Source organism: Bifidobacterium boum (assembly GCF_000741535.1).
Taxonomy (GTDB): domain Bacteria; phylum Actinomycetota; class Actinomycetes; order Actinomycetales; family Bifidobacteriaceae; genus Bifidobacterium; species Bifidobacterium boum.
On the sequence record NZ_JGYQ01000007.1, the window covers coordinates 78,110 to 100,242 of the forward strand.

Here is a 22,133-nt window from a genome sequence, read left to right on the forward strand (position 1 = left end):
ATACTGGCGTGCAGAGCAATACCAATGGATCCGGCCCACAGTCATCTACACCGAATCCAAGCACAGACACTCGGAAGGAATGCAATGGGCACCTCCATACCAGCACGCCACCATTCGGCCCCACCGCGACAGGCCGACGACACGGCGCAGCCCGCAATCGTTTTCAAGGACGCCGCCATCCGGCGCGGCGACCATCTCATCTGGAGCCACGGCGATTTCACCATTCCCCAAGGCTCAGTCACCGCAATCGTAGGAACCAACGGAGCGGGAAAAACCACGATGCTGAAAGCCGAACTCGGCCTACTGGCCATCGCCCACGGCAGCGTGACCGTACTGGGCGAACCGGCCGGCAAAGCCAACCAGCGCATCGGATACGTGCCCCAAAGCTACACGTCCGACATCGATTCCAACCTCACGGCGGAACAGTCAGTACTGCTGGGGTTGACGGGCACCAAGTTCGGTTTCCATATCACCAGTAGGGCGCAACGCCAGCAAGCCCGTGAGGCCATGGACTTCGTCGGCGTGGCGGACAAAGCCAACTACCGGTTGTCACAATTGTCCGGCGGACTGCGACAACGCGTCGCCATCGCACAAGCTCTAGTCAGCAACCCACAACTGCTGATGCTCGACGAGCCGCTGGCCAATCTCGACCTCGCCAGTCAGCGGGCGACAGTCCACGTGCTCGCCCGGCTCAATCACGAGCTCGGTATGACCATCCAGATCGTCGCCCATGACCTGAATATGCTGCTGCCGATCCTCACCGGCGCCGTATACCTGTTGGACGGCCACCCCCATTACGCCGCGATGAACAAAGTATTGGACGCCGAACTCCTGACACACCTGTACGGCACCACCGTGCAAGTGGTGACCACACCGCAGGGCGACATGTTCGTCACACCGACCCCAGACGAACCCGCGGGAATGAACCAAGACACCCACGCCCCGGACGAGGTGGCAAGATTCCACCATCATGCGGGCGAACAGCACAGGCAGTGATCCAAGGACAACGACATGAACCACATCGCATTCTCATTCGACCCACAATGGACACAGACGCTGAGCATGCCCTTCATGCACAACGCGTTCCTCGCCGGACTATGCATCGCCATCGCCGCAGGCGCCATGGGATACTTCACCATCGCCCGGCACTCCACCTTCGCGGCGCATGCGTTGGCCCACATCGGGCTTCCGGGAGCGACCGGGGCCGTACTGCTCGGCCTGCCGGTATCGCTGGGACTGGGCGCATTCGCGTTGATGGGTGCGCTTATTATCGGCGCGCTCGGCAAGCGTGCTTCACAACGGGAAATCGCGACCGGCACAGTGCTCGCCTTCGCCACCGGTCTCGGCTTGTTCTTCGCCCGCCTGTCAAGTTCGGCATCCCAGCAGATGCAATCCATTCTGTTCGGTTCGATCCTGACCATCACCAACGATCAGGTCATCGGATTCGCCATCTTCGACATCCTGCTGGTCATCATTCTGGCGGTGATTTACCGCCCCCTGCTGTTCAGCTCGCTTGATGAACAGGTCGCCCAAGCCAAAGGCGTGCCCATCGCCCTGATGAACGTGCTGTTCATGGCGATCATGGCCGGAGTCATCACCATCGCCGTGCCGGCGGTCGGCACACTGCTGATTTTCGCTCTTGTGGTCACCCCTGCGGCCACGGCGAACATCATCGCCGCTTCCCCGCTCAAAGCCATGGTGACGGCAAGCGTGCTGTGCCTCGTATCCATTTGGGGAGGATTGGTCTTGTCCGCCATGTTCCCCGCACCGCCGAGTTTCATCATCGTCACGCTATCCACCCTGATGTGGGCGATCGCCCGGGGCGCATCCTCCATCCACCATCAGCGTTAGCGAGACAACAACACCTCACTGCTCCGCGATGGTGACCATGACCGTCGCCATCGCGGCAATGCCTTCACCTGTTCCGGTGAAACCCATACCGTCCGTTGTCGTTGCACTCAAAGCGACCGGACAGCCAACCGCCTGCGACATCATCCGTTCCGCTTCCATGCGCCTCGAACCGATACGCGGACGGTTGCCGATAAGCACGACACTGGCATTCACCGGCATCACATGATGCTGATGCAAGACCGCAACCGTCCGTTCAAGCATCGGACCGCCATGCTGACCTGCCCCAGCGGAATCGCCGCCGACGCCGAACAACGTGCCGATATCCCCCAGCCCCGCAGCGGACAACAATGCGTCAATCAGCGCGTGCGCGGCAACATCGCCATCGGAATCCCCTTCAATGCCGGTGCCTTCCCATTGCAAGCACGCCAACCATAACGGACGGGCGTCCCGCGCGAACCGATGGGCGTCAAAACCCATCCCCACGCGCGGAACGCCCGTCAAGCACGATTCCACAGCCATGCTTACTTCTTCTTGGACTTGGACTTCTTCTTTTCCGCTTCAAGACGGGCAAGAGTCTGCGAGGCCGGCTCCTGCGGCGCCTCGGTATGATGTTGGGCGTCACCGGGAAGCGGATCGGCATAGCCGAGATTCACATCCAGAAGACGCTGCGCCTCATCTTCGGAAATGTCTTCAGACAACGCAATCTCAGAGGTGAGAATGCTGCGCGCGCGGGTAAGCATGCGCTTCTCCCCCGCAGACAGGCCATGTTCGTCGACATTGCGCTGAGACAAGTCGCGCACAACCTCGGCGATCTGATTGACGTCACCGGTGGAGATCTTCTCGACGTTGAGCTTATAGCGCCGGGACCAGTTCATTTCCTTCTCCACGATGGGGGTGCGCAAAATCTCGAACACCTTCGACACCGCTGCCGCGTCCACGATATCGCGGACACCCACCTTCTGCGCGTTCTCCACAGGAACATTGATGACCAGGCCGTCAGAGGACAGGACTGACAGTTGGAGGTACTCCCGGGTCACACCCTTCACCGTGCGTTCGGTAATCGCATCGACCCGTGCCGCACCATGACGCGGATACACGACCATATCACCGACTTTGTAACCCATGAACCCTCCGTGAAGCAAGCAGCCAAAGACTATATAACCTTACGTAGTATGCCCTCAGGCCGGGACTTGGGCGATTTTCCCCCCGACGACGACGAATTTCCATAAAAACACGCCGACACGGCGCGACATTCGGCAAAAGTATGCCTATGCTTCATATATGGCTATGAACGACACGAGGATCAATGGAGATATCACCATGTTCACTGTAGACCAAGGAAAGCTGGATGCTGTCAGCAACGCGACCTACTTCAACCCGCATGAGGTACTCGGCGGGCATATCGTAGAGGACGACCCCAACGGCACCGTCACCGTACGCGTGCTGCGCCCTCTCGCCAAGAAGGTCGACATCGTCACCGAGCGGGACGGCAAACGCGAACAGTACGCGGCGGCCCACGAGCACAACGGGATTTTCTACGCGAACATCCCCGCGATCGCCACCGATGACGGCTGGGGTGTCCCGGATTACCGTGTCGCCACGACGTACGAGAACGGTGAGACCACGATTGAGGATGATCCATATCGCTACCTGCCGACGGTCGGCGATCTCGATATGTACCTGTTCGGCGAGGGGCGCCACGAGCGGCTGTGGGAGGCACTCGGCGCACGTGTCATGCATTACCAGGACCCGATGGGTTCCAGCGACGGCGTGAGCGGCAAACCCTTGGTCGGCACGGCATTCAGCGTATGGGCGCCCAATGCGCACGCGGTACGCGTCGTCGGCAATTTCAACGGCTGGGACGGCCGCAAGCACGCCATGCGCGAGCTGGGATCTTCCGGCATCTGGGAGCTGTTCATCCCCGGTGTGCAAGACGGCGAAGTCTACAAGTACCAAATCCTGAATGCGAACAATGAGTGGGTCATGAAAGCCGATCCGATGGAACGTTCGCACGAAATTCCGCCGGCAACCGGTTCCGTTGTAGTCGATTCGACCTTCACATGGGACGACGCCGCATGGATGGACCGCCGCAAGCGCACCAATCCGCATGACGGCCCGGTCAGCATCTACGAAGTCCACGCCGGCAGCTGGAAGCAGGGGATCAAGAATTATCGCGACCTCGCCGACCAACTCGTCGACTACGTCGCCAAGGAAGGCTTCACCCACGTCGAGTTCATGCCGTTGGCCGAACACCCCTTCGCCGGCTCTTGGGGCTATCAGGTGACCGGGTATTACGCCATCGATTCCCGTCTCGGCGGACCGGACGATTTCAAGTATCTGGTCGAGAAATTCCATGAGGCCGGCATCGGCGTCATCATGGACTGGGTTCCCGCCCACTTCCCCAAGGACGCGTTCGCACTGGGACGCTTCGACGGCACCCCGCTGTACGAGGATCCCGACCCCACGCGCGGCGAGCATCCCGACTGGGGCACGTACATTTTCAACTTCGGTCGGCACGAAGTGCGCAACTTCCTTGTCGCCAACGCGTGCTTCTGGCTGGACGAATACCATATCGATGCACTGCGCGTGGACGCGGTCTCCTCAATGCTGTATCTCGACTACAGCCGCAAACCCGGCCAGTGGCATCCGAATATCTACGGCGGCCGAGAAAACCTCGAGGCCATCGATTTCCTCAAGGAAGCCAACGCCACCGCGTATAAGAACAACCCAGGCATCATGATGATCGCCGAAGAATCCACCGCGTATCCGGGCATCACCGCACCGACCGATCAAGGCGGCATCGGATTCGGCCTCAAGTGGAATATGGGTTGGATGCACGACACCTTGCAATACCTGCACGAGGAGCCCATCAACCGCAAGTGGCACCACAACGAAATCACCTTCTCGATGGTCTACGCGTATTCCGAACATTATGTTCTGCCGATCAGCCACGATGAGGTTGTCTACGGCAAGGGATCACTGTTCGGCAAGATGCCCGGCAACGATTGGCAGCGGTACGCCGGCGTGCGCGCCCTGTTCGCCTACCAGTGGGCGCATCCGGGTAAGAAACTGTCGTTCATGGGCAATGAAATCGCCCAATACGGCGAGTGGGATCACAACGGGTCAGTCGATTGGGATGCCCTCAATTGGAAGGAGCACCGCCAGATCCAGAAGCTGGTCGCTGACCTGAACGCCATGTACAAGGCGCATCCGGCGTTGTGGAGCCAGGACTTCGACCCGGCCGGCTTCCAATGGCTGACCAGTGATGACGCGGATCACAATACGCTGAGCTTCGTGCGCATCGGCGCGAAGGACGAGCAGTTGGTCGTCGTGGTCAACTTCTCCGGCGAAGCATGGGAGGATTACCAGGTTCCACTGACCCGCGGAGGACGCTGGCGCGAAATCCTGACCACCGACGATGAGCAGTATGGCGGCTCGGGCATCCATAACGGCGAGTTCGAAGCCGACGCCGGTGCCTATCATTCTCGTGATTGGTCAGCGAAACTCACTATTCCGGCATTGGGAGCGGTATTCTTGGAACCAGAAAACTGAAAGGTGGTCCCATATGCTCAACACTTCCTCGCACCAGAGCACCGCTCGCACGATTCTGGTGGTCGAAGATGAACCCGATCTTGCCACTGCCATAGCGCAGCGCATCACTGCAAACGGTTGGACGGCACGCGTCGCCTCGGACGGCGCCTCTGCCGTCCGCGCGGCCAAGCAGCTCAAGCCCGATCTGGTCATCATGGATGTCATGCTTCCAGTGATGGACGGCATTGAAGCGACCAAACGCATCATCGCCGAACGTCCCGTTCCCGTGTTGATGCTCACGGCGCGCGACGCGGAATCCGACAAGGTGATGGGCCTTGGCGCTGGTGCCGACGATTACATGACCAAACCGTTCTCGCCGCGAGAGCTCATCGCCCGTTGCGAAGCATTGTTGCGCCGTGTCGAACGTGCCACCATCATCGCCAAGAACATGGAAAACGAGAAGGTGCTCGACTTCGGGTCGTTGGTCATCGACCCGCGTCAACGCATCGTGACCCTCAACGGGGAACAGGTGCATCTGACCCCCACCGAATTCGATTTGCTTGCCACACTGGCGCGCAAACCGAAAACCGTATTCAAGCGTGAAAAACTGCTTGAAGAAGTGTGGGACTGGCCGGATGCTTCCGGCACCCGTACCGTGGATTCCCATGTCAAAGCGCTGCGTCACAAGCTGGGTTCCCAAATGATCCGCACCGCCCACGGCGTCGGATACGCTTTCGAGCCGCCGGAATCCGATGATGACACCGCTACGGAAAGCGAGACGCGCTGATGGCGCAACAACCAGGCTCGTCGCCGTCCAGACAGCCGGCCGGAAAACAAACGAAAACAACCCGGCTGCTGGACAGCGACCGGCCGATTGGATTCTTTTCCTCACTGAAATTCGAGCTCAGTGTCCTGATAGTCATTTCCACAGCCATCGCATTCGCTTTGGCTTGGGTACTGCTCAAAGTCGGGCTTACCGGTTGGGTTGCCATGCCCATCACGCTTGCCGTGGCCCTCGGCATCACCTATTTCTTCTCCCGCGGCTTGACCACGCCCTTGCGGCAGATGCGCGACGCCGCCGAAGCCATGGCCGAAGGGGATTACAGCGTCCGAGTGAAAACCGGCACGGACAGCAATGACGAAATCGGCATGCTGGCACGCTCCTTCAATGAAATGGCCGAAGAACTCCAGCACGCCGACCAAATGCGCAACGACCTCATCGCCAATGTGAGCCATGAGCTGCGCACCCCGGTATCAGCATTGCAGGCGATGCTGGAAAATCTTGCGGATGGCGTCGTAGAACCTACGCCCGCCAATATGGAAAGCATCCTCAACCAGACCCGCCGGCTGAGTGATCTCATCGCCTTCCTGCTGGACCTGTCCCGCATGGAAGCGGGGGCGGCGAGCCTGCAAGTCGAACGTTTCAATTTCGCCGATTTCATTGACGAAACCATCGAACCGCTGGAAATCGCGGATTCCGGCCACGCACACACCATTGAGGTGCACGTGCCTGACGATTTGGACATGGAAGGCGATCAGGACAGGCTCCGCCAACTGTTCACCAATGTCATCGGCAACGCGCTGAAACATTCCCCCGATGACACCGCCGTACTGATCGAAACCCGCGAAGACACGGCCAGCGACACCGTTGTAACCAATGTCGTCAATTTCGGTTCACAGATTCCACCGGAGGTACGCAGCGATATCTTCCGGCGTTTTGTCAAAGGCAAAACAGGCCCGGGAACCGAATCTGGAGGTACGGGACTGGGATTGTCCATCGCCCGTTGGGCGGCGCAACTGCACGGCGGCACCGTGCGTGTCGTGGATGACCCTCGTGGGGCGGATTTTGAAATCACCCTGCCCAAACACCATATCCCATCGGATGACAACCCCCCGCAATCAGCTGCGGACGCGGACTGAGCGATTCATCCATACGCCATGAATGGGGCACCACACGCAATGTGGTGCCCCATTCATTGTCTGCACCATCACACATACTGGAGTCGAACATATGTTCGAATGGAGGTGTGCCATGGTTGTCAGCGCGTATCAAGGATCATTCCCCGATGCCGACGCCATACCGCGCCATCACGGTGCCATCGAGCATGCCGGCGCTGTCAGCGCAGTCCGTCGCGCTGATATCCACCCCTCCCCTGTGCCCCAAGCGCTCGAAGCCGTACACGCCGGATTCCCTTCTGTCGCACAGGATTACTTCAACGGCGATTTCAGCCTCGACGAACATATCATCAATCATCCGGACACCACATTCGTCGTGACAGTCGCCGGGGACTCGATGGTGAACGCCGGCATTTGGGATGGTGACCTGCTTGTCGTCGACCGTGCACTCGACCCGCAAGACGGCGACGTCGTCATCGCAGTCCTTGATGACGAGCTGACCGTCAAAAGACTCGTCTTACGCGGCCGAACACCGATATTGCATCCGGAGAACACCGCATACCCGGATTTCATCCCGGCAGCCGACCAGGAGCTCCTGATCTGGGGCGTGGTGGTCGGTAACTATCATTGGCAGCGCCAACCGCACCGCCAACCGCATAAGCGACTCCCCTCGGTCACATATCCGGCAGACGGGCGCATACACGCCTCCCAGACCACCCAATCTTCCCCGACACATCCTAAAATCTACCGTCATCATGGTTGGGGAGTGTGACATCATGCCGGGCGAGCACGCGCCGGCGAGCATGGTGGTGCTCGCTGACGCCAACAATTTCTTCGCCTCATGCGAAACGGTATTCCACCCTGAGCTTGCCGGCAAGCCTGTGGTAGTGCTGTCCAATAATGACGGGTGCGTGGTGGCCAGATCCAACGAGGCGAAACAACTCGGCATCATCAACGGCACTCCTTGGTTCATGATCCGCGAAGCGGCTGAACGTGACCATGTCATCGCACGCAGCTCCAATTATGAACTGTACGGGAGCCTGTCGCGCCGGATGATGTCCGTGCTTTCGACATTCCTGCCGGGGCAGGAAGTCTATTCCATCGACGAATGCTTCATGCGGTCCCCTTGGGACGGCGAACGCACCCGTCAAATCTGCCTTGCCATGCGCCGCACCGTCCTGCAAGGCATCGGCATACCCGTCAGTGTCGGTGTCGCCCCGACTAAAACCTTGGCGAAAATCACCAACCACTGGGCCAAACGGCACGAAAGGTCCCACGGAGTGACCCTCTGGCATGACCTTGCACAGTCGGATGGCGGAGCAGGCATCTTGGCTTCCATCCCGATTGAAGACATTTGGGGTGTTGGACGCCGCTTGGCCAAACGTCTCCGCGGTATCGGCATCCGCCAGGCCGCCCAATTACGGGACAGCGACCCCGTCGCCATGAGACGCAGATTCTCCGTCCAATTGGAGCGCACCATCCTGGAATTGAACGGCTTCCCCTGCATCTACGATGACGATCACGCCGGCGGGAACACACGCAATACGGAACTGTTATGTTCCCGCATGTTCGGCGAACCGGTGCAAGGTGAGGATCATATCGTTCAAGCCGTATCCGTCTACGCCCAATATGCGTGCAGGCGACTCCAACGCCAGCACAGCCTGTGTACAACAGTTTCGGCGTTCTGTTCCAGCGGCAATGTCCACACCGGCATCCCCTCGGCAGCCCATGGCAGTATGACCCTTCCCGACCCCAGCGACGATCCGGTTATCATCGCCGCCGCGGCCAGAACGGCATTGCATGGAAGCATCATCCCATCCGTACGCTACGCTCGGGCCGGAGTCCTCCTGACCGGTTTGATCGACGCCGATGCTTTTCATACCCTGCCCACGTTGGGAGCAAACAGCGACCCCGGCTTAAGTTCCGTACTAGAACAAGTCAACCGACGATTCGGCCCTATGCGTGTCGGTATCGGATGCGCCGCAGGCATCAGAGGCGAAGGCCGGGCAAGTGAAGAAGTCGGTGCCCGCTGGGCGATGAAGCGCAATATGCTCTCGCAACGATGTACCACACGATGGGAGGAAATGCCGGTCGTCCACGCGAACTAGACGGCGAATCCGGGCCGCTTATCCCGCCATTGATGCGGGCGACTCCGCCTGATGGGCAACCGGGCGGGTTCCACGCGCCGGAGTATCCGCCAGAGCGAGCACCGCATGGACCACGACGCCGGCAGATGTGAGTGTCCCGACGCATGCCCGCATCGTCGAACCTGTGGTGATGATGTCATCGAACAGCAACACCATGCTTTCCGGATGCACCCGATACGAGCCACGCATCCGGAATCGCGCATCGGCGCGATCAACACGTTGCCGGGCATTCGATAACTGCACCGACCGTTTATGGCCAACAGCCGCGAGCATGCCGACAACCGTCGCATCCTTCCCATGCTGTTCACGAAGTATCCGGCATACCCGCTTCACTAACACCGCCATATGCTGCCGGCCACGTGCTCTGGCGGAGGCCTCCGAGGACGGCACCGGGATCAGCACGATTGAGGGTGCGGACCGCACTTCAGGCAGATCAAGCGCCGCACGGGCAAGGCACGCGGCGAATGGGATATCACATTCACGGTCGTCATGGTCCTTCCATGCCAACACCGCTAACCGGGCCGCACCGGTATATTGTGCGCATGCGACAGCCCCTGCCGTGACACCGTAGACGGAGCGGGCCAGCCGCTTGTCGAACAAGCTCCGGCAGTCAGCGCACAGCACAGTGTCAGGTGACCCGCATCCAGCGCACCCACGCGGCAGCAGGAGCAAACCGAGACGCGAAAGGAACAATGACTCAACCCGTGCACGTATGCTCATACCCTGAATCTACCGGACACAGCACGGGTCAAGCGAACCATTGCCGGTCATGTGGTCAGAAGATGTCGCGCTATGCGATGACCGGCAGATGGCGTATCAACGCATTGCACACCAAGAGCGTATCTTCCGGGCCAGCGACACGAATCGCCATGGTGCCTGCTTTGACCGCAGGATAATCGTTGCCATCCGGATCCATACGGTCGCCGACGTAAATGATCTGTCCCACATCAATACCGAGAGCCTTGGCGAACTGTCGGACGGCGTACGCCTTATCCACACCGCGCAACGAGATGTCAACGCTGGTCGACCCGCCGGAACGCACCGCCAAATCGGGGACATCAGCGCTGACCGCTTGGGCGAGCCGGTTCTTTTTCTCATTCGTAGGATCCCACGATTCCTTGGCGTCAAGCGGAGCAAGCTGGCCGAGAGCGGAGAACGTGATTTGACTGCCGCGATCCTCGATGCGTTCGCCCCATACACGCGACTCCCAAATCCCCTGCTCCTGCGCGTGGCGTTTCAGTGAGCTGATGGCCGCCTCCCGTTCGGCGACGCTGAGGTTATGCTCATACACGCAAGCCCACTGCTCACCATCCCAATGGTAATAGCGGGTTCCGCTGGTAGGCATCAAATGCATATTCGCTTTATATGCCCGGTCATCGAGCATGTCCAGAATCTGGCTGCGGACCAAAGAAAACTGGCCTCCCGTAATCACGGCGAGCGGCAGACGGTGGGTCAAAGCGGTCAGGCAATCCGCTATATCCTGCGAAATCGGTTTTTTCGACCGGGCGAGCGTGCCGTCGAGATCAAAAGCAATCGCCTTCGCGTGGGACGCTATGGCATCCAAATCGAGTTCAGCCCAAGGGCGGATAGCACTCGCAGTCATGATTCCTCCTTGTACATACGCATTGAGTAATCCTATCGCAATCCTCACCTCGGCATACAGTTGACGACATGCTTCGAGCTCCATGGCAATCACACGTATACCGCAACAGGCACGGTCGCGGGATGCGTACCCCGATGTTCGGCGTACGAATCCCCCGGTACAGGACGAAAAGCGGCATGTTTGACGATATGGTCGCTGCCCAGTTACGTCGATTAAGTGGCGCATGGCCGGATCTGATGCGTCCGGTCCAGTTCGCGGTCGAAGATGTTCCACCGTCCGACCCCGCTCCTTGGCAGACCGATCCCGACCTGTCGTCACAATGCTTCACCGCTGGACGCGGCACGCCCGCCCGTATCGTGCTGTACCGCATGCCCATGCAGATGCATGCACGCACCCGCATGGATCTGCAGGCCGCCATCCGTGACGAACTGGTCAGCCGTCTGGCGGAATTATACGGTCGCAGGCCGGAGGAAATCGACCCGGAATGGGGTTTGGGATGATCAGTGGACGATTCGCTGATCGTTGATCGTCACCACTTCACGGCTTTGCGGTTCCAATGATGAGGCGGACACATATGCCACTTGCGCGATATTCGCCTTTGCCAGCGCATCATTGGTCAACCGTGCTCCCCATGTCACCGCCGCTTTTGAGCTCATCGTCACCAGCTGGGTATTATCGCCGATATCCTTGGGGCGTACGCTTGCCGCCGCGGTCGGCGCAATATCCGCACGCTTGACGCCAGTAGGTTTGCCGCTCGCATCATAACCGCGCATCGTCACCGTGACCGGTGTGTCGGACGTGTTGACAATATCAAGCTGCGCCGTCATCGACGCTGGGATGGCCACCGCGGTATGCCGTTGACGTACCCGTCCGGGAATGAACGCGACATCCGCCTGTCTGGAAGAGCCCAACGTAATCGTCGACTGTACCGAAATCGGCGCGGAAGCGTTCGCAATCAATGCTACCGTACCGGCCGGGGCTTGTCCCAAATCGATGGCTGACACCCGTTTGGCGGGAACGGACACGGTTTTCGCTTCGATTTTCCCGTCCGTGGTGATCCACGACACAGTCACCGTCGCCGTACGTTGCGCATACACCAAAGCGGTTACCTTGTCATTTGCATGAATACCTGGCATCGCCAGATTATCCGAGAAGTCACCCAGCGGCGTGACAATATCCGACCCTTGGGGCTTCAAACCGTCGGCACGCACCACGTTGACGGTCGCAGCGACCGGGGTTTCCTTGCTTGACACCGTGACATAGACGCCATCCTGTCCGGGGGCGGCAGCAGCGACATCCCACGTCGCTTGTCCACCTGCGGGGACGGTCAGCGTGCTTCGCGTAGACAGGGACAACTTGCCGGAATGTTTGGTCCCATACACGGCGATATCCAAGGAAGTCGCCTTCTGCGACGGATTGGCCACAACGAGCTGTTCGGTCACTCCGGTATCGGTCGCAGGCAGCAGGAAAGAGTTCGACAACGCGGTGGTGACGCAGGAAGCCGCGGACGCGCCACGAAGATCACCTGTTGTCGCCCATGTCGCCACCGCACCGGCGACACCCGTACCGGATTTCGCTTCCAAGAGTTTGGCATCGATATATTGGGCATTGTTCGCGACATCGCCGGCAAGTGTTTTCACATTCGCCGAATCCAACATGTCACTGTTGGAAAACTGCCGCGCCTGATCATCCTGTGCGTCAGCGATCGGATAATCATATGCGGTGGCGGAATATACTGACCCGAAAGCGGCGGCCAAGGCGGATGATGCGATATCGCCGGCAGTCGCCTGATATTCGCTGTCACCGAAATTCGTGTCATCAGCCAATGCCATTTGCCGCGGACAATACAGGCCGTATTCGGTCTGGCTGACATGTTGCACCATGGAGGCGCCAGACACCGCAGGCTTGTCTACCAGTCCGTCAGCCGGCTTCAACAATGCCAATGCCGCGACCAATGCCGCAATCAGCAGCGTGGTCAGCACAATCACAACGGTCCTGCGCACGTTTGCGGCCCGCCGGTGGCCGGATTCCAAGCGGCGTCGATCGGCGCGTCTGTCACTCATGCTTCCTCCTCATCGTCACGCATCAGTCCGGAGCCCGGCCGGGGCAACGCAACCAAGCAGTACCCCACCATGATGATCGCAAGACACCACAGCCAGAGCCGACGCCAGACGCTGGCTTGCGCCCGGCGCTGCCGCGTCGTGGTGATACGTTGCGTCGTCCCGCTGTCAGTGTTCATCGAAACCCGGTAGTATGTGCCGCTGTCGGCGCTGACCACGGTTTGGACACCATCGCACGCCGTGATATTGGCAATCAAGCCGGATGTGGCGTTCTTCGCCGCAGCATCACTGGTGTCGGGAACAACAAAGATACCACCGAATCCGAGTTTTCCGATCGTGGTGATCGCATCATCATTCGACCCAGACAGCAAGGCGGCGCTGGCCTTGGCCAGCGTATCGGCGGTCGCATCCGTTTCCCCGGAAACGATTTGCGCTCTTGTAGCGGGCGAAGCGTCAAGCAGATCGCCCTTGCCGGTGCGCATCACCGCATACTCGATAGCGCTATCAGTACGTGCGCGTAAAGCGAGAATGCGGTTATCGCTGTTGTTCCTGAGATAATCCACGGCGACCGCCGGCAAGCCCCCCGTACTCGCCCCGGCATGCTGCGAGGGAATGGCCAGTGCGGCGAAGCTGCCCCACGCCGCAGCGATCATCACCATGACAATGACGAGCATGCCACGCGCTCCGCGCACCAAGGATGTCGTATGCCGCGACTGTCCCGGTTGCGCATGCGCCGCAGTCTCCTCCGATCCCAAGGATGAGCGCAACAAGCGGAATCGTTGCACGGCCCCACCCGCGACCAGACAGACACATGACAGCAAAGCGACCATGGCCAATGCGACACCCGGCAGCACGGATCCAGCCACTTGGCCGTCGGCATCAACAGCCACCGTAACGCGGGAGGATACCATCGCCAACGCTGTGCCGCACACTGCGACAATCCACATCATCCTTGAAGAGCGCAACGCGAACGGAAGCAACAGTGAAATCACAGCGAATACGACAATGACGAGCATCGCGAACAGCATGCCGGCACGCAGCATGGATTGCGGGTCACCACCACGCCACACGACATCCGTATCCACGCCGAATGCGCGGTACACAATCTGCGTGAGGCTCAACGCAGCCGGCGCACCATTGACCTGTCGAACCGGGACCGCGATATCGCCGAACAGCTGCCGCCACGCACCTTGCTGACCGTAATGGATGGCGTTCAACAGGGTCGGAGCCACCGCGAATGCCGCAGGAACGGGAATCAGCAGCAGCATCGTGCGATGGCTCGGCACCACAATCAGGAATATCAGGAAAGCGAGCGTCAACGCGAGCAAAGTCTGAGGCTCAGACAACACCACGACGACAAAGCAGAGCGCAGCGCACGACGCAGCCTGGATCGAGGCTTTCGGCCGCATCGGATCTTCCGTATGATACATGCCGACCGCACGGAATACGAAGGCGAACGCGGCAGGCAGGAACACCATCATGGTGAGCATGGCAAGATTCGCCGATTGGAACAGCCCCAATGCGCCGGCGAACGCGACCCACAGGAATCCGCCCGCGATACGCACTGCATCAGAACGCGTGAAAATACCTGCCAGCGCCCAAAACGACAACGCCGCCAAAGGCGCGCAAAGACAGTAAATCAGGCTCAGCGCCGTCGCCACGTGGCCGAACGTCAACGCTGAAGCCGCCATAAGCACCAGAAGCCATGGCGTAGGAGGCGCCGAACGTCCGACACCATCGCCGTACACCCATTGTGTCGTGGCAGATTCGACAAGTTGGCGCCATGATGCGCCCGTCGCCAGCCATTGGTCGGAATACAAGGTCCCGCCCATGGCGAACGAGCGGATGAGCTGCCATTGTGTAGCGACCACCACTGCGGTGACCGCAATCATCATGAGGACAGCGCCGACCCACCGTCTGATTAGCCGCTGACGCAAATGCGCTTTGGCCAAAGGACTGAGCAGCACCATGTGGCGTTGGCTGTCCATGGCGTTGCGCCGGTCATGCCAACGCGCGATCTGCTGCCTGTCGGCGATAAGAACACCGAGTCTGGACGGGGTGACTTTGGTTTGGCCGACTACTTGCCGCCGCGCGTTGATGGCGCGGGGGAACGACAGAATCGCCGACCAAGGCATAGCCAGCTCGCTGACAGCGTCGCGCGGCTGTTTGGCGAACAGCTTCATCACCGCTTTGCCGACGGCCATAGGAATACTGCACAGCCACCACAGCAGCCACCACACCATCCGGATATCGGTGTACGCGTACCGTTGTTCCGCCCGCATGCGTGGCAGTGAAGTATTCTGTCGGTCCTCCTCATCGAGCGCCTGGCCGCCTCTGGTGCGGATTCCTTCGAACCGCGCCCTGCGATGTGCGATTTTCGCGCCAGGCACGACGACGACACGGCCTCCACTGAGGCATACGCGCCGGCAGAAATCAGCGGATTCGCCGAAGGTGCCAAACCACGGGGAGATGCCGTTGAGCGTTCGCAACGTATCCACAGGAACGAGAGCGCCGGCGAGCGAGACGGCGAAGACATCTTGCCTGCCGTCATACTGTTCCTGATCAGGCTCGCCGTCCACGACAAGCGAGTACAGGCGATGATGACCGGCGTATCGGCCGACATCATGCAGATTGTCTCCTTGCCAATCAAGCTGTTTGGCGCCCAGAATCGATGCCGTGGGCGCATTGCGCCATGTTTCAAGCATGGATTCCAAGCATTGGTTGTTCGCGGGGCGGGAATCGTCGTGAAGCATCCACAGACAACGGACCGACGGGTCAAGCCCTGCCGCCGCCGCCGCGAATGATACCGCTTGCGAGAATGATTTGGCCCCCGAAACCGGCACGATACGCACGTACACCCGTTTCGTGTCCGGCAGGTGTGTCGCCGGACCTGACGGCATGGGAATCACATCGAATGATGTTTGCACCGGTCGCTCAAGGCGACCCGTGCAATCGGCGATGACAATAACCGAAGGCAGCATGCTTTGCGCGAACACCGCCGATAAGGTCTGCGGAAGGAATCGCTTGTCGTCCTCGACGGTGATGACCGCCGCCACCGAGTTGTCGACATCCTGACGGTGCGTATACGCGCGAGAAGCCAGAACACCGGCGACCAACTGTTCGATGTCGTTGCTGCCTGTGAAATCCATAATTCTATAGTGTACGCAAAGGGGCGTAAGCTCAGGCGCAGCGACGCTCCTTCTTGACCTGCCGACGCTCCCGTTCACTCATTCCACCCCAAATACCGAAGCGCTCGTCATGGTCGATCGCCCATTCCAGGCACTGTTCGCGCACCTCGCATAATTCACACACCTGCTTGGCGTCACGTGTAGACCCGCCTTTTTCCGGGAAAAACACTTCCGGATCAGTTTGGGAGCATAGCGCCCGCTGCCGCCAAGACAACGTATCGGTGCCGCCGAATAGTCCCCAAGCATCATACTGGACATGCGCATCCCCAGCCCCTTTGCCGGCGGAATCACGAGATGCATCCCACATTGTTTTCCTCCTTGATCATCGTCGAGCATTCAGCACGTTCCCACACTACACGCCATTTGCCTGATTTTTCAAGCCTTCCGCCCCTTTCTCCCCCCGTTATCGGGTATACGGGCGCGTACGAGCGGGCGTATCCGGGTGGTGTGATGCCCCGCGCACAGTTGTGATAATACCGTTGAGAATCTGCCGGTATGGTCAGTCAATGCTCGAGAATCGAGGGGATTCATCATGACAATGGTCTACAATCTCTTGGGTTAGAAGAACAAGACAGTCCACTGATCGGCCAAGGCTGACTCGCACACAGGAAGGTCTCACGCGTGACATCTCATCGCAGCAACCAGAAGCTCCCGAACCTCAACGGTTGGAATCAGCCCAAGCCGCGCCACAGCCTCGGATATCGGGTACGCCACCAGACGCGGTCCGTGGTGGTCAGCGTAGTCGCGGCCGTTCTGGTGTTCGCCGGCAGTGCCGCAGCAGCGACCTGGTACGACTTCGACCATGCCATTGACGTGAACAAACTCACCATCATCCCGCAGAAGTCGGGAAGTACAGAAGACACCGTTGTCGACCCCAACGCGGGGCAAGTCATCAACATTCTGGTCTTGGGGCAGGATACCCGTTCAGGCGAAGCGAATAAAGCACTTGGCGGGCCGGGCGATTCGGAAAATCATCAGTCCGATACCGCCATGGTCGTCCAAATCAGCGCGGACCGCTCCTATATCAATCTTGTCTCCATCCCGCGCGATTCGATTGTGAACGCGCCAAGCTGCCAAACCACCAAAGGCACCGTGCCTGCACGCTACAACGTGATGTTCAATTCGATTTTCGCCTCGGCGTACGCCAAGGGCGGTGATCTCGCCTCAGCTGGCAGCTGCACGATGGCGGCGGTCAATTCGTTGACCGGACTGGATATCCAGAACGTTATCATCGCTGATTTCGCGGGCATGCGCGATATGGTCGACGCGCTTGGCGGGGTGAACGTGTGCATCCCTGTCGCAACGAAGGACGCGACCACCGGCATTGATTTGCAGCCGGGCTTGCAGCATCTTGACGGGACCACCGCCACCGAGTATGCGCGTATGCGCCATGGCACCGGCACCGACGGATCGGATATCATGCGTACCACGCGCCAACAGTATCTGGTCAAGGAAATCATCAAAGAAGCGTTGTCAAAGAACCTGTTCACGCAAAGCTCCCAGCTCTACCAGCTGGCAAAAACCGCGTTGAGTGCGCTGAGTATCAGCTCGGGACTGGCCAACGCCTCCACCTTGGTCGGGCTGGCGATGAGCATGAAAGACCTTGATCCGACCCACTTGTACATGCAGACCATCCCGGTGACTCCGTGGTCGCAGGATATCAACCGCGTCGTATGGGCGTCGAACGCCGATGACGTGTGGGAAAAACTGCGCAAGGAGAAGCCCTTGACCCAAGATGACTCCTCAGCCACTTCGAATGATTCGTCCGCGTCGGACTCGAGCAGCAGTCCGTCCGCATCGGATGACACCGCTTCTGATTCAGCCTCCGCGTCCGCTTCGGCGTCACCGACTGAAACCGTCAACCCGACCACCGGATTGATCACCAAGGCTGACGGCACTCTGATCGACCCGAACACCGGGGGCATCGTCAACAAGAAGAACGGCACAATCACCGACCCGGTTACCGGCCAGTATCTTGGTATCGCCGACCGGTACCTCAACGCCACCGTATGTGCGGTTAATGCGGAGGAATGACCCAAATCCCTCGCGGAACGCCCGCGCTGAGTAACAGTTAGCACGTATTGACAGGAGGTCGTATGGCGCAGGGATCATCGCAGTGGGAAGCAGGCAACAGCCAACCGCCCAGCTTCTTGCCCGCGGGAACCCCGAAGCATCGTGTCCGCCCGGATACGACAGCCCAGCCGGCGACCGGTCAAGTCGTGCCACCCAGCTTCTCCCCCACTTCCGCCAGATCATCCGGTTCTCGGTCATCCTCATCTGTGCCCCACAGCGCCGCCGATGCCGACGACTACGAGTATCAGCAACGGAAATCCGCGCGCGCTTCCGGCGGTTCGTCACGCAATGCAACCAACAACGAGCACGTGTATTCCGTATCGCCGCAACCGGGTCCGACGAACGGTGTTCGACGTTCCCGCAGATCTCGAAGCCATGCGAGCGCCGGTACAGTGTTCAGAAGACTACTTGTAGCGTTGCTGGTGGTGCTCATCGCCGCAGCCGCTTTCACGTACAACTGGGTGAACAGCAACCTCGACAAATCAGCGTGGCTCAGTGACACGGAGCGTGGACAGGCAACATCGTGGCTGATTTTAGGTTCTGACGAGCGCGACGGATCGGTCCAGGAATCCTACACTGATGTCACCGGAACCCGTACCGATACGATTCTTGTACTGACCAAACCGAAAAACGGTGCCAGTTCGCTGATTTCCATTCCACGAGACTCCCTGGTGAAAATCAACGGCAAATCAATGAAAATCAACGCCGTCTACCAGTTCTATGGCAAGAAGCGGTTGGTCAGTACGGTCGAAACCATCACCGGACAGAAAATCGACCATGTCGCCATGGTGAAGTTCGGTGGTGTCATGCATGTAGTGGATGCGCTCGGCGGTGTCGAACTGTGCTACGACCATACGGTGAACGACCCGAATTCCGGCATGGTGTGGCAGTCCGGATGCCATGTCGCCGACGGTGGCACCGCACTCGCATTCTCGCGCATGCGTTATTCCGATCCGAACGGTGATTTTGGTCGAGCCGCCCGGCAGCGGCAGGTCATCGGCGCCATTATGAACAAGGCGACGTCGTCCTCGACACTCACAAAATTCAGCACCACGTCCAAGGTCGCGAAAGCGGCACTGCAATCGGTCAGCGTCGATGATGACACCACGCCCACCACGTTGTTGTCCATGGTTACGGCATTCCGCAACGCGTCAAGCTCCAAAGGCGTGACCGGAAGCGTGTACTGGACCGACCCGGGATATTATGTTTCCGGCGTCGGCTCTTGTGTGCTGCTGGACGATGACAAGAATCTCACGCTGTTCAGTGAGCTGGCGGCGGGCACACATGCACCAGGCAATGTCGGCACCTTGGTGGAATCATCATCCAACTGACGTTTCGGCGAAACACTCAGGAGCAATCGGAAACGGCCAACGCGCAAGGCAAGTGCCGGTGTCTGCCTCATCCTCTGTCCACATTTGCCGGACCGGTTGCATGACAGAAGGATTTCCCGTCATGCTGAGGGAATGAACGCTTCCAACAACCGAACAGCTCACCCCGCTCCACACTTGCGGCCACGCACACGCACACACGCGGCGGCGGATCGCCGGCAACGCAGGGAGGCGAACAGGGGCAGGCGGCGACGCATCCTGCTCGTTTCCAGCGCACTCGCCCCAGCTGCAGCACAATGTGCGATGGCTGTCATGATGGGCCTCGAAGGTCGCTGGCCTTGGATGATCATGGTCATTCCCGGTTTGCTCGGCTGTCTGGCTTCCGCGGCGTTGATGTTCGACAATATGCGCGATGAAACACACCGCAGCGGGGACGTCGACGAGGCGGCACAGGTTCCGTCGCTCGAACATACGCCGCCGGTCCGCCCCGATGACCTCCCTCAACCGCCTGTACTGGAAGACATGCTGACCGGTGGCGACGACCCGCTGGCGTGGCGCGTATTCGTGCGACGCTGGATGGACGGCCCTACGTTGCGCGTACCGGTCGGATGCGCGCATGACGGCCATACGATGCGACTTGATATCGGCAAGCAAGGGCCACACGCCCTTGTTGCCGGAACCACGGGATCAGGTAAATCGGTGCTATTGCAAGCATGGTGTCTGGCGCTGGCATCAGCCAATCCGCCATCACGTCTGAACTTCGTGTTTCTGGATTTCAAAGGCGGCGCGACCTTCCACCATCTTGCCACCCTGCCGCATTGCGTGGGCAATGTCAGCGACTTGGATCTGGCGCATGCCACGCGTGCACTGATTGCGTTGGAGCGAGAACTGCGTCGTCGTGAACAGCTTGTCGCACAAGCCGGTTGTACCGCACTCGATGAGCTGGATAATCCTCCCCCGCGACTGGTCATCGTCGCCGACGAATTCCATGCCGTTCGTGCCATGCTGCCTGATTATCTTGACCGGGTCACGCGTATCACGTCGCTTGGCAGGTCGCTGGGTATGCATCTGATCGCTTGCACGCAAAATCCGCTCGGACAGGTCAGTGCCGACATGAAAGCGAATATCAGTTTGCACGTGTGTTTGAGGGTCAATGATGCCGTTCAATCCAGCGCGATGCTCGGTTCGGGAGTAGGACAGGCAATCAGCCCACGCTGCCCGGGAGCGGCGTACGGGTATGACGGGGATTGCTTGCAACCGTTCCGCTGCTGCGCTATCGGGGATATCCGGCGGCTGACCCGCCAGATCATGCTGGCTTGCCGTTTTGTCGGCGAGCATCAGCCCGCCCCGCTGTTCTCCTCTCCCCTGCCCGATGTAGTGGATGTCCTTCCGATAACGCCCGATCCTCGCAGCGTTGTCGATGATGCCGCGATGGCGGTATCCATTGGTATTGAAGATGATGATACGGTGTGGCACGTTGCACGACTGAGGTTGGATCGCGGCAATATCGCCATCATCGGACGGTCTGGAGGAGGCAGAAGTTCCGTGTTGGGCCTTGTGGCGGACGAGGCGCGGCGCGTGGGACTGCGGGTCATGGATGTCTGTGACACCGCATGGCGTGATATGCCGCCGCTACCCCGTGTGCCCCACATGTCTCCGGGACGTCACCGCCACGGAATCAGGGAATTGTGGGTGGCGGACGATGCTGACGAACTGCTCGATCCGTTGAATGATGATCCGGCTGCAGTCCGTCTTCGTGCCGGACTGCGCGACGGGAATGTCACTGTTGCGCTGGTGGCGGGGACGGCGCGTCATATCAGTGTGCAGGATGCCCCGATCAGGATCGTCTTCCCGACTGGGGATCGGGCGCATGATGTGATGCTTGGCATACCGCCGGCGATGCTGTCCAAACTCAGTCACGACGATTATGCCGTAGACGGGCGATGTGTGCTGCTTGACGGCGCCCGTGCGAGCATCACGCAATGTTTACGTTATCAACATCCACAGAATGATGACATTTCTGTTGGCGCAACCTCTTGAAAAGTCCTCGATTTCGTGATTATCTAGTAGTGGTTTTCATTTGGCACGAAGGAAGGCAACAAGCAATGAGCAGTGCTTATGACTGGCGGGCAAAAGCCGCATGCCGCGACAAGGACCCGGAGCTGTTCTTCCCCGTTGGCAACACGGGTGCAGCCTACCAGCAGATCGAAGAAGCGAAAGCCGTCTGCCGTACCTGCAAGGTTATCGACGCATGCCTGAAATGCGCGCTCGACACCAACCAGGATTACGGTGTCTGGGGCGGTTTGAGCGAAGACGAACGTCGCGCGCTGAAACGTCGCGCGATGCGCGCACGTCGCTCACAGAACATGCAGATGCAAATCTGAACTCCGCTTATACGCTGTTTCCGGGGTCGGCCGCACTGATGTGTGCGGCCGACCCCGGTTTTTGTATACAGT

General features: G+C 59.5%; 19 protein-coding genes. 12 read left to right on the plus strand and 7 right to left on the minus strand.

The features are described from left to right. The first annotated feature begins 84 nt into the window (after positions 1 to 84). Together BBOU_RS01850 and BBOU_RS01855 are read left to right on the plus strand one after the other, a co-directional pair. A complete protein-coding gene (locus BBOU_RS01850; RefSeq protein WP_081815462.1) occupies positions 85 to 996 on the plus strand; it encodes an ABC transporter ATP-binding protein in 912 nt (303 codons plus the stop codon). Between the two features lie 15 nt (positions 997 to 1,011). After that, the gene (locus BBOU_RS01855; RefSeq protein WP_026502516.1) at positions 1,012 to 1,851 is read left to right on the plus strand and encodes a metal ABC transporter permease; all 840 of its coding nucleotides are present in this window, start codon (positions 1,012 to 1,014) and stop codon (positions 1,849 to 1,851) included. Between the two features lie 15 nt (positions 1,852 to 1,866). Here the strand turns inward: BBOU_RS01855 and ispF are convergent, their stop codons facing one another. Together ispF and BBOU_RS01865 are read right to left on the minus strand one after the other, a co-directional pair. Next, entirely contained in the window at positions 1,867 to 2,370 is a 504-nt protein-coding gene (gene ispF, locus BBOU_RS01860; RefSeq protein WP_026502517.1) for a 2-C-methyl-D-erythritol 2,4-cyclodiphosphate synthase, read from the minus strand. Positions 2,371 to 2,372: 2 nt separating this feature from the next. Further along, positions 2,373 to 2,975 carry a CarD family transcriptional regulator gene (locus BBOU_RS01865; RefSeq protein ID WP_026502518.1) on the minus strand — a complete coding sequence of 201 codons (603 nt, stop codon included), beginning with the start codon at positions 2,973 to 2,975 and terminating at the stop codon, positions 2,373 to 2,375. 196 nt (positions 2,976 to 3,171) lie between these two features. Here BBOU_RS01865 and glgB point away from each other — a divergent pair, with 196 nt between their 5' ends. The 5 genes from glgB to BBOU_RS01890 all read left to right on the plus strand — a co-directional run bounded on the left by glgB (position 3,172) and on the right by BBOU_RS01890 (position 9,386). Beyond that, the gene (gene glgB / locus BBOU_RS01870; RefSeq protein ID WP_420885347.1) at positions 3,172 to 5,403 is read left to right on the plus strand and encodes a 1,4-alpha-glucan branching protein GlgB; all 2,232 of its coding nucleotides are present in this window, start codon (positions 3,172 to 3,174) and stop codon (positions 5,401 to 5,403) included. Between the two features lie 13 nt (positions 5,404 to 5,416). Then, on the plus strand, positions 5,417 to 6,169 hold the full coding sequence (locus BBOU_RS01875; RefSeq protein ID WP_026502520.1) for a response regulator transcription factor: 753 nt from the start codon (positions 5,417 to 5,419) through the stop codon (positions 6,167 to 6,169). A 68-nt stretch (positions 6,170 to 6,237) separates the two neighbouring features. After that, entirely contained in the window at positions 6,238 to 7,302 is a 1,065-nt protein-coding gene (locus BBOU_RS01880) for a sensor histidine kinase (protein ID WP_161788234.1), read from the plus strand. Positions 7,303 to 7,414: 112 nt separating this feature from the next. After that, positions 7,415 to 8,050, plus strand: coding sequence for a LexA family protein (locus BBOU_RS01885; protein WP_081815463.1), 636 nt, complete (start codon positions 7,415 to 7,417; stop codon positions 8,048 to 8,050). After that, positions 8,034 to 9,386, plus strand: a complete 1,353-nt coding sequence (locus BBOU_RS01890) for a Y-family DNA polymerase (RefSeq protein ID WP_238551953.1) — start codon at positions 8,034 to 8,036, stop codon at positions 9,384 to 9,386. Before BBOU_RS01885 ends, BBOU_RS01890 begins: the two co-directional genes overlap by 17 nt. A gap of 18 nt (positions 9,387 to 9,404) precedes the next feature. Here the strand turns inward: BBOU_RS01890 and BBOU_RS01895 are convergent, their stop codons facing one another. Both BBOU_RS01895 and BBOU_RS01900 read right to left on the minus strand, forming a co-directional pair. Then, positions 9,405 to 9,827: a ComF family protein gene (locus BBOU_RS01895; RefSeq protein WP_155809235.1), complete on the minus strand. Its 423-nt coding sequence runs from the start codon at positions 9,825 to 9,827 to the stop codon at positions 9,405 to 9,407. Between the two features lie 388 nt (positions 9,828 to 10,215). After that, a complete protein-coding gene (locus BBOU_RS01900; protein WP_026502524.1) occupies positions 10,216 to 11,028 on the minus strand; it encodes an HAD-IIB family hydrolase in 813 nt (270 codons plus the stop codon). 68 nt (positions 11,029 to 11,096) lie between these two features. On the opposite strand from BBOU_RS01900, the gene BBOU_RS01905 reads away from it, so the two are divergent. Then, positions 11,097 to 11,528 (plus strand): metallopeptidase family protein, encoded by a 432-nt coding sequence (locus BBOU_RS01905; protein WP_026502525.1) that lies wholly within the window; start codon positions 11,097 to 11,099, stop codon positions 11,526 to 11,528. Here BBOU_RS01905 and BBOU_RS01910 read toward each other — a convergent pair whose 3' ends face one another. From BBOU_RS01910 to BBOU_RS01920, 3 genes are read right to left on the minus strand one after another with little or no spacing between them, the layout of a single operon-like run. Continuing rightward, on the minus strand, positions 11,529 to 13,091 hold the full coding sequence (locus tag BBOU_RS01910) for a DUF5719 family protein (RefSeq protein WP_051616631.1): 1,563 nt from the start codon (positions 13,089 to 13,091) through the stop codon (positions 11,529 to 11,531). Beyond that, positions 13,088 to 16,237, minus strand: a complete 3,150-nt coding sequence (locus BBOU_RS01915) for a glycosyltransferase family 2 protein (protein WP_026502527.1) — start codon at positions 16,235 to 16,237, stop codon at positions 13,088 to 13,090. The genes BBOU_RS01910 and BBOU_RS01915 overlap by 4 nt, the downstream gene beginning before the upstream one ends. 31 nt (positions 16,238 to 16,268) lie before the next feature. After that, the gene (locus tag BBOU_RS01920; protein WP_026502528.1) at positions 16,269 to 16,583 is read right to left on the minus strand and encodes a WhiB family transcriptional regulator; all 315 of its coding nucleotides are present in this window, start codon (positions 16,581 to 16,583) and stop codon (positions 16,269 to 16,271) included. A 314-nt stretch (positions 16,584 to 16,897) separates the two neighbouring features. Here BBOU_RS01920 and BBOU_RS01925 point away from each other — a divergent pair, with 314 nt between their 5' ends. The 4 genes from BBOU_RS01925 (at position 16,898) to BBOU_RS01940 (ending at position 22,061) form a co-directional block, all read left to right on the plus strand. Continuing rightward, positions 16,898 to 18,310 (plus strand): LCP family protein, encoded by a 1,413-nt coding sequence (locus BBOU_RS01925; protein ID WP_033490028.1) that lies wholly within the window; start codon positions 16,898 to 16,900, stop codon positions 18,308 to 18,310. A gap of 62 nt (positions 18,311 to 18,372) precedes the next feature. Continuing rightward, entirely contained in the window at positions 18,373 to 19,680 is a 1,308-nt protein-coding gene (locus BBOU_RS01930) for an LCP family protein (protein WP_026502529.1), read from the plus strand. Positions 19,681 to 19,980: 300 nt separating this feature from the next. Next, positions 19,981 to 21,717 (plus strand): FtsK/SpoIIIE domain-containing protein, encoded by a 1,737-nt coding sequence (locus BBOU_RS01935; RefSeq protein WP_052157524.1) that lies wholly within the window; start codon positions 19,981 to 19,983, stop codon positions 21,715 to 21,717. Positions 21,718 to 21,782: 65 nt separating this feature from the next. Beyond that, positions 21,783 to 22,061: a WhiB family transcriptional regulator gene (locus BBOU_RS01940; protein WP_015450379.1), complete on the plus strand. Its 279-nt coding sequence runs from the start codon at positions 21,783 to 21,785 to the stop codon at positions 22,059 to 22,061. Positions 22,062 to 22,133 lie beyond the last annotated feature (72 nt).

Excerpts from the sequence above, each read along its gene's own strand:
- BBOU_RS01920 (WP_026502528.1), bottom strand. The coding sequence starts at position 16,583 with ATGTGGGATGCATCTCGTGATTCCGCCGGCAAAGGGGCTGGGGATGCG.
- BBOU_RS01935 (WP_052157524.1), top strand. The coding sequence starts at position 19,981 with ATGGCTGTCATGATGGGCCTCGAAGGTCGCTGGCCTTGGATGATCATG.
- BBOU_RS01940 (WP_015450379.1), top strand. The coding sequence starts at position 21,783 with ATGAGCAGTGCTTATGACTGGCGGGCAAAAGCCGCATGCCGCGACAAG.
- BBOU_RS01885 (WP_081815463.1), top strand. The coding sequence starts at position 7,415 with ATGGTTGTCAGCGCGTATCAAGGATCATTCCCCGATGCCGACGCCATA.
- BBOU_RS01900 (WP_026502524.1), bottom strand. The coding sequence starts at position 11,028 with ATGACTGCGAGTGCTATCCGCCCTTGGGCTGAACTCGATTTGGATGCC.
- ispF (WP_026502517.1), bottom strand. The coding sequence starts at position 2,370 with ATGGCTGTGGAATCGTGCTTGACGGGCGTTCCGCGCGTGGGGATGGGT.
- BBOU_RS01850 (WP_081815462.1), top strand. The coding sequence starts at position 85 with ATGGGCACCTCCATACCAGCACGCCACCATTCGGCCCCACCGCGACAG.
- BBOU_RS01855 (WP_026502516.1), top strand. The coding sequence starts at position 1,012 with ATGAACCACATCGCATTCTCATTCGACCCACAATGGACACAGACGCTG.
- BBOU_RS01910 (WP_051616631.1), bottom strand. The coding sequence starts at position 13,091 with ATGAGTGACAGACGCGCCGATCGACGCCGCTTGGAATCCGGCCACCGG.
- BBOU_RS01865 (WP_026502518.1), bottom strand. The coding sequence starts at position 2,975 with ATGGGTTACAAAGTCGGTGATATGGTCGTGTATCCGCGTCATGGTGCG.
- BBOU_RS01930 (WP_026502529.1), top strand. The coding sequence starts at position 18,373 with ATGGCGCAGGGATCATCGCAGTGGGAAGCAGGCAACAGCCAACCGCCC.
- BBOU_RS01905 (WP_026502525.1), top strand. The coding sequence starts at position 11,097 with ATGCTTCGAGCTCCATGGCAATCACACGTATACCGCAACAGGCACGGT.
- glgB (WP_420885347.1), top strand. The coding sequence starts at position 3,172 with ATGTTCACTGTAGACCAAGGAAAGCTGGATGCTGTCAGCAACGCGACC.
- BBOU_RS01875 (WP_026502520.1), top strand. The coding sequence starts at position 5,417 with ATGCTCAACACTTCCTCGCACCAGAGCACCGCTCGCACGATTCTGGTG.
- BBOU_RS01915 (WP_026502527.1), bottom strand. The coding sequence starts at position 16,237 with ATGGATTTCACAGGCAGCAACGACATCGAACAGTTGGTCGCCGGTGTT.
- BBOU_RS01890 (WP_238551953.1), top strand. The coding sequence starts at position 8,034 with ATGGTTGGGGAGTGTGACATCATGCCGGGCGAGCACGCGCCGGCGAGC.